General features: G+C 58.4%; 1 pseudogene. It reads left to right on the forward strand.

Annotation, left to right across the window (positions count from 1 at the left end):
• A pseudogene (locus SB719_RS20345) lies at nucleotides 1-258 on the forward strand (spermidine/putrescine ABC transporter substrate-binding protein PotF); the annotation flags it as partial.
• Nucleotides 259-269: the final 11 nt, after the last annotated feature.

Here is a 269-nt window from a genome sequence, read left to right on the forward strand (position 1 = left end):
GCAGCCAACCCGGAGGATGCGCATACGTTCATCAACTACCTGCTGCGGCCAGAGGTCATTGCGCCGATCAGCGACTTCGTTGGGTATCCGAACCCGAACAAGGATGCGACCGACAAGGTGAATCCGACGATTCGCAACAACCCCAACCTGTATCCGACGGCAGAGGCGATGGCCAAGCTGTATACCCTCAAGCCTTTGACACGAAACGCCGAACGGGCCAGGACCCGCGCCTGGACGCGGATAAAGTCCGGTACCTGATATTGAACCTG

The organism is Pantoea sp. SIMBA_079 (assembly GCF_046940275.1).
Classification (GTDB): domain Bacteria; phylum Pseudomonadota; class Gammaproteobacteria; order Enterobacterales; family Enterobacteriaceae; genus Pantoea; species Pantoea borealis.